General features: G+C 58.0%; 10 protein-coding genes and 3 tRNA genes. 2 read left to right on the top strand and 11 right to left on the bottom strand.

Annotated elements, in window-relative coordinates; all coding sequences use genetic code 11:
* Positions 1-2 precede the first annotated feature (2 nt).
* From tuf to RBR29_RS07615, 9 genes are all read right to left on the bottom strand, one after another.
* Entirely contained in the window at positions 3-1,193 is a 1,191-nt protein-coding gene (tuf, locus tag RBR29_RS07655) for an elongation factor Tu (RefSeq protein ID WP_320348373.1), read from the bottom strand.
* Positions 1,194-1,229: 36 nt separating this feature from the next.
* Positions 1,230-1,304, bottom strand: a tRNA-Thr gene (locus RBR29_RS07650).
* A gap of 37 nt (positions 1,305-1,341) precedes the next feature.
* A tRNA-Gly gene (locus tag RBR29_RS07645) sits at positions 1,342-1,415 on the bottom strand.
* Between the two features lie 51 nt (positions 1,416-1,466).
* Positions 1,467-1,553: transfer RNA gene (locus RBR29_RS07640), tRNA-Tyr, on the bottom strand.
* 39 nt (positions 1,554-1,592) lie between these two features.
* Positions 1,593-2,528: a ParB/RepB/Spo0J family partition protein gene (locus RBR29_RS07635; protein WP_320348372.1), complete on the bottom strand. Its 936-nt coding sequence runs from the start codon at positions 2,526-2,528 to the stop codon at positions 1,593-1,595.
* Positions 2,529-2,564: 36 nt separating this feature from the next.
* Complete coding sequence (locus RBR29_RS07630; protein WP_320348371.1) at positions 2,565-3,374, bottom strand: AAA family ATPase; 810 nt, start codon at positions 3,372-3,374, stop codon at positions 2,565-2,567.
* Entirely contained in the window at positions 3,371-4,066 is a 696-nt protein-coding gene (gene rsmG / locus RBR29_RS07625; RefSeq protein WP_320348370.1) for a 16S rRNA (guanine(527)-N(7))-methyltransferase RsmG, read from the bottom strand. The genes RBR29_RS07630 and rsmG overlap by 4 nt, the downstream gene beginning before the upstream one ends.
* Positions 4,063-5,979, bottom strand: coding sequence for a tRNA uridine-5-carboxymethylaminomethyl(34) synthesis enzyme MnmG (gene mnmG / locus RBR29_RS07620; RefSeq protein ID WP_320348369.1), 1,917 nt, complete (start codon positions 5,977-5,979; stop codon positions 4,063-4,065). The genes rsmG and mnmG overlap by 4 nt, the downstream gene beginning before the upstream one ends.
* Positions 5,980-6,410: 431 nt before the next feature.
* Complete coding sequence (locus RBR29_RS07615; protein ID WP_043679103.1) at positions 6,411-6,617, bottom strand: cold-shock protein; 207 nt, start codon at positions 6,615-6,617, stop codon at positions 6,411-6,413.
* A 264-nt stretch (positions 6,618-6,881) separates the two neighbouring features.
* Between RBR29_RS07615 and RBR29_RS07610 the strand changes: the two genes are divergently transcribed.
* Positions 6,882-8,057, top strand: coding sequence for a methionine aminotransferase (locus RBR29_RS07610; RefSeq protein ID WP_320348368.1), 1,176 nt, complete (start codon positions 6,882-6,884; stop codon positions 8,055-8,057).
* A 281-nt stretch (positions 8,058-8,338) separates the two neighbouring features.
* Here RBR29_RS07610 and RBR29_RS07605 read toward each other — a convergent pair whose 3' ends face one another.
* Positions 8,339-9,406, bottom strand: coding sequence for a metallophosphoesterase (locus RBR29_RS07605; protein WP_320348367.1), 1,068 nt, complete (start codon positions 9,404-9,406; stop codon positions 8,339-8,341).
* Positions 9,407-9,564: 158 nt separating this feature from the next.
* Here RBR29_RS07605 and RBR29_RS07600 point away from each other — a divergent pair, with 158 nt between their 5' ends.
* A complete protein-coding gene (locus tag RBR29_RS07600) occupies positions 9,565-10,020 on the top strand; it encodes a universal stress protein (RefSeq protein ID WP_320348366.1) in 456 nt (151 codons plus the stop codon).
* A gap of 126 nt (positions 10,021-10,146) precedes the next feature.
* Here the strand turns inward: RBR29_RS07600 and RBR29_RS07595 are convergent, their stop codons facing one another.
* The gene (locus RBR29_RS07595) at positions 10,147-10,653 is read right to left on the bottom strand and encodes a GNAT family N-acetyltransferase (RefSeq protein ID WP_320348365.1); all 507 of its coding nucleotides are present in this window, start codon (positions 10,651-10,653) and stop codon (positions 10,147-10,149) included.
* Between the last annotated feature and the right edge of the window lie 120 nt (positions 10,654-10,773).

The raw sequence follows: 10,773 nt of genomic DNA, 5'->3' as shown, positions 1-10,773 counted from the left end.
AATTACTTGATGATTTTGGCGACGACGCCGGCGCCCACGGTGCGACCGCCTTCGCGAATGGCAAAGCGCAGGCCTTCTTCCATGGCGATCGGCGCAATCAGGCTCACCGTCATCGACACGTTGTCACCAGGCAGCACCATTTCCTTGTCGGCCGGCAGTTCGATCGTCCCGGTCACGTCCGTCGTGCGGAAGTAGAACTGCGGGCGATAGCCCTTGAAGAACGGCGTGTGACGACCGCCTTCTTCCTTGGACAGAATGTACACCTCGGCCGTGAAGTCCGTGTGCGGCTTGATCGAACCGGGCTTGGCCAGCACCTGGCCGCGCTCGACTTCTTCGCGCTTGGTGCCGCGCAGCAGAATCCCGACGTTGTCGCCCGCCTCGCCCTGATCCAGCAGCTTGCGGAACATTTCAACGCCCGTGCAGGTCGTCTTGATCGTGTCGTGGATCCCCACAATCTCGATTTCCTCGCCCACCTTGATGACACCGCGCTCGACGCGACCCGTCACCACCGTGCCACGACCCGAAATCGAGAACACGTCTTCAACAGGCATCAGGAACGCACCATCGACCGCACGCTCGGGCGTCGGGATGTAGCTGTCCAGCGCCTCGGCCAGCTGCATGATCGCCTGCGCACCCAGCGGACCTTCGTCGCCATCGAGCGCCAGCTTGGCAGAACCCTTGATGATCGGCGTGTCGTCGCCAGGAAAGTCGTACTTCGACAGCAGCTCGCGCACTTCCATCTCGACCAGTTCCAGCAGTTCCGCATCGTCGACCATGTCGCACTTGTTCAGGAACACCACAATGTAGGGCACACCCACCTGGCGGGCCAGCAGAATGTGTTCGCGCGTCTGCGGCATCGGGCCGTCAGCGGCCGAGCACACCAGAATCGCGCCGTCCATCTGCGCCGCACCCGTGATCATGTTCTTGACGTAGTCCGCGTGACCCGGGCAGTCCACGTGCGCGTAGTGACGGTTGGCCGTCTCGTATTCCACGTGCGAGGTGCTGATCGTGATCCCGCGCGCCTTTTCTTCGGGCGCGTTGTCGATCTGGTCGTAGCCCTTGGCTTCGCCGCCCAGCGCCTTGGCCAGCACCGTCGTGATCGCCGCCGTCAGCGTCGTCTTGCCGTGGTCAACGTGGCCGATCGTACCCACGTTCACGTGCGGTTTGGTCCGTTCAAACTTGCCTTTTGCCATGGCTGACTCCTGACTATGGAATGATCCAAGATGTTGTGGTGCCCATGATGCGGATCGAACGCATGACCTCTCCCTTACCAAGGGAGTGCTCTACCACTGAGCCACATGGGCGGTATTCATTTCGACATCCGTCGAACCGGACCCGCTTTGGAGCGGGTGAAGGGAATCGAACCCTCGTCGTAAGCTTGGAAGGCTTCTGCTCTACCATTGAGCTACACCCGCGATTCGGATCCCTGCCGACGTCCGCGCATGTGGCGCTGGATATCGTTCGCCTGGTGGTGGGGGTTGGATTCGAACCAACGTAGGCGCAAGGCCAACAGATTTACAGTCTGCCCCCTTTAACCACTCGGGCACCCCACCGAAGCGAATCACGAATTATGCAGATATTCTGCTGTAATGTCAAGCAACCGCATCGCGTTCCGCCAGCACGGAACCCAGGCCCTGGCGTTCCAGCAGCGCATCCAGATGCGCCCAATCAGAAAACTCGATCACCAGTTGCCCACCCTTGCGGGCGCCCGTCCGGATCTTCACTGAAGTGGCCAGATGATCGGACAGCGCTTTTTCCAGGCGATCGAGGTCCCCGCAGCGGGCACCCGCCTGCCCCCGGGCCGTGCGGCCAGCCGGCACAAGAGGCTCATCGGCTTCGCGCAAGGCACGCGCAACGCGCTTTTCGGTTTCTCGCACGGACAGGCGCCGGGCGATGACCTCGTTGGCCAGCAGGATCTGCTGTGCAGCATCGGTAGCCAACAAGGCCCGCGCATGACCCATGTCGATGTCACCGGCCAGCAGCATGGTCTGCACAGGTTCGGCCAGGTTCAACAGACGCAGCAGATTGGTGGTGGCCGAGCGCGAACGACCGATGGCAGTGGCGGCCTGTTCATGGGTCAGGCCGAATTCATCCAGCAGGCGGCGCACGCCATGGGCTTCTTCCAGCGGATTGAGATCTTCGCGCTGGATGTTTTCGATCAGCGCCATGACGGCGGCATTTTCATCCGCCACGGGCCGCACCAGGACAGGAACCACATCCAGACCGGCAATCCGGGCAGCGCGAAATCGCCGTTCGCCAGCGATGATTTCATACTGACCGGGCTCGTCTTCTAGGGGCCGCACCAGAATGGGCTGCATGATGCCCTGGGCACGGATGGATTCGGCCAGATCATTGAGCGCGCCTTCGTCCATTCGGGTCCGCGGCTGGTAACGGCCCGCGCGCAGCGCACTGACCGGCAACTGGTTGGGGGAATCGTCCTTCTGACGCCCCACCGCGTCCAATGCACCATTGTCCGCGCCCAACAGGGCGTCCAGTCCGCGCCCGAGTCCTTTCTTGCGAGTGGCCATCGTGTGTGTGTCCTATGAATACTGCCGGGCAGACCTTCAGGCCGCGCGCGGACGAATCTTGCCGCCAACACGGCGGATGAGTTCCTCGCCGAAGGCGAGATAGGCCCGGGCTCCCCGGGACGACTTGTCGTAGACCACACCCGGCTGGCCATAGCTGGGGGCTTCGGCCAGTCGCACGTTGCGCGGCACGACGGTTTTGAAGACCTTGTCCCCGAAATGCGATTCCAGCTGGGCAGAAACCTGCTGCTGCAGTGTCATCCGGGCATCGAACATGACACGCAACAAGCCGATCAGTTCCAGGTCCGGATTCAGATTGCGGTAGATCCGCTTGATCGTGTTGACCAAGTCGGACAGCCCTTCAAGCGCGAAATATTCGCACTGCATGGGAATGATCACGCCATGAGCACCCGCCAGGCCGTTGAGCGTCAACAAGGAAAGTGTCGGCGGGCAATCGATCAGGATGAAATCATAATCCAGGGAAACCGCTGCCAGCGCCCGCTTCAACTGCGTTTCCCGGTCGTCCATCTGCACCAGGTCAATTTCGGCACCGGACAATTCTCGATTCGAAGGCAGCACGTCGTAGCCCCCGGTTTCGGAACGGATGCGGGCCTGCGCGACACTGGCTTCGCCGATCAGCACCTGGTACAGGTTGACCTCGGCCGCATTCTTGTCGATCCCGCTGCCCATGGTGGCATTGCCCTGCGGGTCCAGATCAACCAGCAACACTCGCTGGCCGTGCAGGGCCAGCGATGCGGCCAGATTGATGGCCGTGGTGGTCTTGCCCACGCCCCCCTTCTGGTTGGCAACGCAGAACACTCGGGCAGATTTCGGACGGTCGACAGTCATGGGGTTCCTTCGGGACCGGTTACGGCCTGTTCATATTCGAGTTCCAGCAGGCAACGGCGCGCATCCATTTCGGGTACATGCAGTTCGACGGCATGTTTCACGAACCAGCCCATATCGGTTTGAAGCGCAGCCCGTTCAGCCACAGGGTCCTGCCCCTTCATGGCCAACATGACGCCGCCGCAAGCACGGTGATGCGCAGCCACACGTACAAAATCCGACAGCGAGGCAAATGCGCGCGAAATCACCAGATCAGCCTTCAGACTATCCATGGATTCAACACGGCCATGTTCGACACGCACGTTTTTCAATCCCAGAACACCGGCTGCCTGGCGGATGAATGCGATTTTTTTACCCACTGCATCCACGCAGACAACAGACCAGTCCGGCTGACAGATGGCCAGAATGATACCCGGTAAGCCGGCACCCGAGCCAATGTCTGCAATGCGCAGGCCAGGACGTGCCCACCGCGCCCGTAATTCGGGCACGATGGCCAGGCTGTCGAACACATGCTGTACCAGCATTTTTCCAGGATCGCGGATGGCAGTCAGGTTGTAGGCCTTGTTCCAGCGTTGCAACTGTTCCAGATAGCCCAGCAACGCGGGAATGCATGCATGATCCTGCGCCATGCCCAGGGCATCCAGAGCCGCCTTCAGGCGTTCCCGGAATTGGGGGAAAGGGACGTTGTCGATCATGCCGCCTGGCGCCCGCGCGCATGTCGCTTCAGGTGGACCAGCAGCAAAGACACGGCGGCCGGCGTGACGCCGGAAATCCGCGCGGCCTGCCCCACCGTGGCAGGCCGCGCGATTTCCAGGCGCTGACGCACCTCGGTCGATAGACCAGCAACACCCGCATAATCGAAATCATCTGGCACCACCTGGTCCGCCTGGGCCTTCTGACGTTCGATTTCGCTCTGCTGCCGATTTACATAGCCGGCATATTTGGCCTGGATACCAACCTGTTCCGCCTGGATAGGATCTGCCAGTCCGGGGCCGGCCAACAGTGTGCCCTGCCCGTCCCGCAATGCCATCAAGGCATCGTATTCAACCCCAGGACGACGCAGCAGATCCAGCAGGCTGGGATGACGGTCCTGCCGCTGCAAGGACAGCTGTTCGCGCGCGTGAGCTTCCAGCACCGCCGGATTGATGCGGGTTTCCCCTAGTCGTTGGATTTCGGCCGCCACCGCATCACGCTTGCGACTGAACGCATCCCAGCGGTCATCATCCACCAGACCCAGCTTGCGCCCCATTTCGGTCAAACGCAGATCAGCATTGTCCTCGCGCAGGCTGAGCCGGTATTCGGCCCTCGAAGTAAACATTCTGTATGGTTCTGTAACACCTTTAGTTACGAGATCATCCACCAGTACCCCGAGATAGGCCTGACTGCGATCCAGCGTCCAGGGATCGCGTCCCATGACTTGCAAAGCCGCATTGGCACCTGCCAATAAGCCCTGAGCGGCGGCTTCTTCGTAACCCGTGGTGCCATTGATCTGTCCTGCAAAGAACAGCCCTCGAATTGCGCGGGTTTCCAGCCAGGCATGCAGATGCCGGGGATCGAAATAATCGTATTCGATCGCATAGCCGGGCCGCATGATGCGGGCATTTTCCAGACCGGGCAGACTCCGCACCAGCGCAAACTGGATATCGAACGGCAAGCTGGTCGAAATCCCGTTTGGGTAGATTTCACGTGAAGAAGCACCTTCCGGTTCCAGAAAAACCTGATGGCTGGTTTTATCAGCAAAACGATGAATCTTGTCCTCGATCGAAGGACAATATCGGGGACCAACCCCTTCGATCGTGCCCTGATCACTGTACATGGGCGAACGATCCAGACCGGAACGCACAATATCATGTGATCGTTCGTTGGTATGCGTAATCCAGCACGGTACCTGATCCGGGTGCATATCGGCGCGCCCCAGAAAAGAAAAGACCGGCACTGGGTCTGTATCCCCCGGCTGGACTTCGGTCCTGGAAAAATCGATGGTGTTTGCATCGATGCGCGGTGGCGTTCCCGTTTTCAAACGCCCCTGAGGCAGCTTCAATTCCCGGAGTCTTTGCCCCAGACTGGTCGCTGGTGGATCGCCCGCACGGCCCGCTGCGTAATGTGAAAGCCCCACATGCATCAAACCATTCAGGAATGTACCTGCAGTCAAGACCACGGCCCGTGCCCTGAATATCAATCCAATCTGGGTGTGCGCACCCACAACTCGATCACCTTCCAGAACCAGATCGTCCACAGCCTGCTGAAAAATCATCAGGTTTTTCTGGTTCTGCAAAACCATCCGCATGGCACGGCGGTACAAAGAACGATCCGCTTGCGCACGCGTTGCCCGGACAGCAGGACCTTTTGAACGATTCAGCACTCTGAACTGAATACCCGCCAGATCCGTCGCCCAGGCCATGGCACCACCCAAGGCATCGATCTCCTTGACCAAATGCCCCTTTCCAATTCCCCCGATGGAAGGATTGCAGGACATCTGACCCAAGGTATCCATGTTATGAGTAAGCAAAAGTGTGGACGCACCCATGCGAGCCGAAGCCAATGCAGCTTCAGCCCCCGCATGACCGCCTCCGATCACAAGGACATCGAATTCTTCAGGATAGTTCATAAGGAAAACAGAAGGACTTCTGAAATTATACTTCTTGCGTCTTCCATGAATGTTTCACGTGGAACAAATCATCCATGTTTCACGTGAAACATTAAGGGACCTATGAATCAACTAGCGGTGAGCAGGCGATTGTGGGTCTAGATGAAACGCAAGGCGCAAACCGCAGCGGTCACCGCTCAATCCCGAGGATGAACAAACAACGCAGCAGACTGCTTAAATGCAGGAACTTACACGGCGCGAGAATCTACTTAGAGATTCCTTAGAGTGTTTGACGTCGGTAATGTTCCACGTGAAACATAGAGGATCTAAGGAAAGATTAATTGTGTATAAGGCTGTGGACAGTTGTTTAACAAGCAGGTACAAGTTCTGTATGTGTGCTCTGAATGAAAAAGGCACTCCGAAGAGTGCCTTTCCAGAAACTGCCTGCTGATTTACAGCGGGCGAATCTCAGCTGCCTGGGGACCCTTTGGGCCATCCTTGACTTCGTACTGCACGGCCTGACCTTCGTTCAGGCTGCGATAGCCGCGACCCTCGATTGCAGAGAAATGCGCGAACACATCGGTCCCGCCAGCATCCGGTGTAATGAAACCGAAGCCTTTCTCAGCATTGAACCATTTGACTTTGCCCGTTTGAGCCATGATCTGAAACGTCCTAAATAAATGAAAGAAAACAATGAATCAAGAACGCTGAAACGAAACAGATCGTGCCGGAGTGCGGGTAGCGACAGGGCAAACCATGTGCGAAACGTGCGTACTGCTAGATTGCATTGCACCAGGGAGCATAACTACGCAATGTTAAAAGTCAAATCATAGTTTTCCCTTATGCGCGATTTTATCCTCAACTGAGCTTGTCGTGGGTGAAATCTCGATCTGAATTCAACATCAACGACGGTAAAACCACACATGCTGCCTACGCCCCTATCCAAGCTGCCCGATATCGGTGGCACCATCTTCACCGAAATGAGTGCACTGGCCCAGGAATGCCATGCTATCAATCTAGGACAAGGGTTCCCAGATTACTCGCCGCCTGAAGCATTGATCCAGGCGGTCAGTGAAGCCATGTTTCAAGGCCTGAACCAATATGCTCCCATGGCAGGTTTGCCGCAACTGCGCAATGCCATTGCATCAAAACTCCAGTCCCAACATGGTCATGCATACAAAGCCGAATCCGACATTACCGTAACCGCCGGGGCGACAGAAGCCCTGATGTGCAGTTTGCTGGCGCTGGTCCATCCTGGGGACGAAGTCCTGTTGATTGATCCTGCTTACGATCTGTACGAGCCTGCAATCCGGCTGGCGGGTGGCAGGGCCGTGCGCATCCCCATGCATCCCCCCACAGAGGCCGACCCTGTTTTCCGGATGAACTGGGATCGCATGCTAAGCGCTTTGAACCCAAAAACCAGGATGCTGGTACTGAATTTTCCACACAATCCGACAGGAGTCACGCTCAAATCCGAGGATCTGGATGCGCTTGAATCTTTGATCGAAAAACAACCAATTTTGTTGCTGTCGGATGAAGCCTATGAGCACATCGTGTTTGATGGGTGCTCGCAACTCAGTCCTGTCTCGCGTCCAGCCCTGGTTGAACACACGGTGCTGGTTTCATCTTTTGGCAAGACGTTTCATGCCACAGGCTGGAAAGTCGGCTATTGCTGCGCTCCTGCGCATGTGATGGCGGAAATCCGCAAGGTTCATCAATACACGATTTTTTCAGTCAGCACGCCCATGCAGGCGGGCATTGCTGCTTATCTGAGCAGAACTGATGCTTTTTCGGGTCTGTCTAACTTTTATCAGAAAAAAAGGGATCGTCTGGTTTCGGGTCTGAAGAAAACCAGGCTTCAACCAATGCATTCAGAAGGGACGTTTTTCCTGTTGGTGAACATGTCCGCCCTGGGTCAGAGGCTGGAAAAAGAAATGGCTGTCCGGCTGACTCGTGAAATCGGTGTTGCCAGCATCCCTGTGTCGGCATTTTATGCCGCGCCGAATCGGCCTGAATCGAACCATCAACTGCTTCGACTGTGTTTTGCCAAACAGAACAGTACGCTGGATTTGGCGTTGGAACGTTTTTCGAAACTTTGAACTGGAATGATGCTGGCTGGGGGATTCCTGTTTTTTGTTCTTTCTTGTTTATGAAATTGATAGGAATGATGGAAGCCTGTGGATAAGTTGAATAAAATAGAAAACCCTTTAATATCAATAGGCTGTTGGAAAATTTTCTGTTGATGATCTTGTGTGCTGCCTTGGCATGCTTTGGGGATGGTTTTCATGCCTGGGAAAACATCCGGACTTATACACAATGTGTCTACAGGATAGGCACAGAAAGCGGCCTCTGGACTTGTCCACAGGCCATGCCGAGCCCATCAGGGGACGGACGCGCCTCCGATCGTCGGGGTTCTGGTGCCGTCATCGAACAGCAGGGTGCGTTCCGGCCATAGCATGGCCGCCAGCCGATAACGGTCCTGCGGCTCCTGTCCAAGAGATTTGCGGTGCCGCCAGCGAGCACCCACGGAATAATCGATGCAGAAGGCCTGTTGATGCAGGCCATGCCAGGCGGTAGGGGCGACGCCTTCGAACAGTCGTTTGTAGCGCCAGGCAGCGCCGTGGTCGGGAGATTCGAGCAGCCGCCAATAGTGGCCCATCAGAACCGGCGTGGGATCAGGGTCTTCGTTCCACCAGGCGGTGCGGTCTGAATAGCGCCAGCGGTGGCCTGAAAAGAAGGGCTGCGTGCTGCGTGCCTCGATGCCGGATGTCAGCCGCTTGATCGGGTTGATGCGCTGTTCCAGCAGTTCAAAGTCGGCCACGGCGTCCAGGTAGGGAGGGGGATCATCCGGATCTTCGAGCTGTGTGCCCCAGCGATCGAGTTCTGCAAGGTAGCGGGCATGCAGGTCATCGGCCCGGGCGGCCTGCAGGACATTGAGTTCCTGCTCGTGGATCAGTTCCAGGATGTGGCCGCAGGGAACGTCGGCAATGGCCTGGATGGCGGCGGGGTCCCAGCTTGCATGCACGATGCGCAGTCCCGGCATGCGGATGGCCAGGGGCAGGCCACACAGGAAATCACGGATTTCTGGGCGTTCGCGGGCCGAAGCGCGATTGAATGGTGCATAGAAAGGGGTATCGGAAGCCTCGCGGCTGTCGAAAAACCAGCCGGAGCCGTCTTTTGCATCGTTGGCCAGCAGATTGATTTCATGGTTGCCCAGGATGGCGATTGCGCGTCCCTGGTCCATGAGTTCCCGCACACGATGGATGACGGCTACGCTGTCCGGTCCACGGTCGCACAGATCGCCGATGAAGATCAGCAGGCGGTCTTGTGTTTCCGGATGTCTGTGCAACTGGTCGAGCAGGGCATCCAGCGCCTGGATTTCGCCGTGGATATCGCCGATGATGGCCAGTGGTTGAATGTCCAGCGTATGGAGTAGTGTGGAGTTCATCACCCTATTGTCCTTCGGGAAGGGATTCAGGACAATGGATGCGATCCATTGCGCCAGTGCAAGGTTTCATTCCTGGTATCGATCCACGAAGGACTGGCATGCGGTAGAGTGAACGTGGGTGAACATACGCCCGGACACCAGACCACAGGAGAGTTCACATGGCAAAGGACATCGTGCTGGCGACGGATGGTTCTTCGTACAGCCTTCAGGCAGCGCGCTATATCGCGCAATCCGGCTTGTTGCCCGATGGTGGAATGGTACGGGTTCTGCATGTGATGGCCAATCTGCCTCCCAGGGTAAGCCGTTTCCTGGATGCAGGGGCGATTCAGGATTGGTACAAAGAAGAATCCGCCAAGGCCCTGGAACCGGCCGCAGAAATCCTGCAACAGGCTGGCGTACCGCACGTCGTTGATTCCCGGATTGGTTTCGCACCCCAGGAAATCACGCGCTATGCCGACGAAGTCGATGCTCACATGATCGTGATGGGCGCGCATGGCCGGGGCGTGCTGCTGGATGCCGTGATCGGTTCGGTCGCAGGCCGGGTGCTGGCCTTGACGCATCGGCCGGTGCTGCTGATCCAGCGTCCGGCAGATGACCCCGATCAGCCCCAGTGATTGGTTTGGCCGGGTTTTGTCTTGGGACGGCCCGGCGACAAAAAAGGCCCCCTCTGGGGGGCAGCAAGCAGGCAAAGCCTGCGCGGCCGTGGGGGCTTTTCTTTTTTTGCCGGGCCGACAACAGGGTCAGGCGCCTGGATCGATCCGTCGCGTCATGTAGCGGGCCGCTTGTTCGTAGCCGGCCAGGCAGGCGCGTTGGCGATCATTCAGTTCCGTGCAGGTGCGGTAGCCATGCGCAGCCCAGAATGGTTCGGAATCCTGGACCGAAATCAGGGCCGAATGCCGCAGTCCGTTGGCCTGTGCGTGTGCCCAGGCATGCTGGATCAATTGCTGCGCCAAGCCAAGACCTCGTGCCCGGGGATGGATGGCCAGGTCGTGCAGGTACAGGGTATCGCCGTCGGGTGATGGGTGAAAATCGCCGTTCAGGGGCGCCAGATGCCCCTGGTGCGTGGGGTAGGTGAACAGATAGGCACACAGGCCATCGCCGTCCTGGATGCCCCAGATCCAGTCTGGGGCGGCCTGTAGACGGCTGGCCAGGACATCCGCCGATTCGAGCATGGACGCACCATAGCAATGGGCCTGGATCAGATCCAGGTCGGGCAGGTCGGCGGAATTCAGCGTGCGGTGAATCATGTCGGGTGATGCGGGTTGATCACACGTCGATGTTCCCCGCCTGCAAGGCGTGTGTTTCGATGAAGGCGCGGCGCGGTTCGACGTTGTCGCCCATCAGGGTGACAAAGATCTCGTCGGCGG

Source organism: Castellaniella sp., assembly GCF_034007085.1.
Taxonomy (GTDB): Bacteria; Pseudomonadota; Gammaproteobacteria; order Burkholderiales; family Burkholderiaceae_B; genus Castellaniella.
This window is presented reverse-complemented; position numbering and strand designations above follow the sequence as displayed.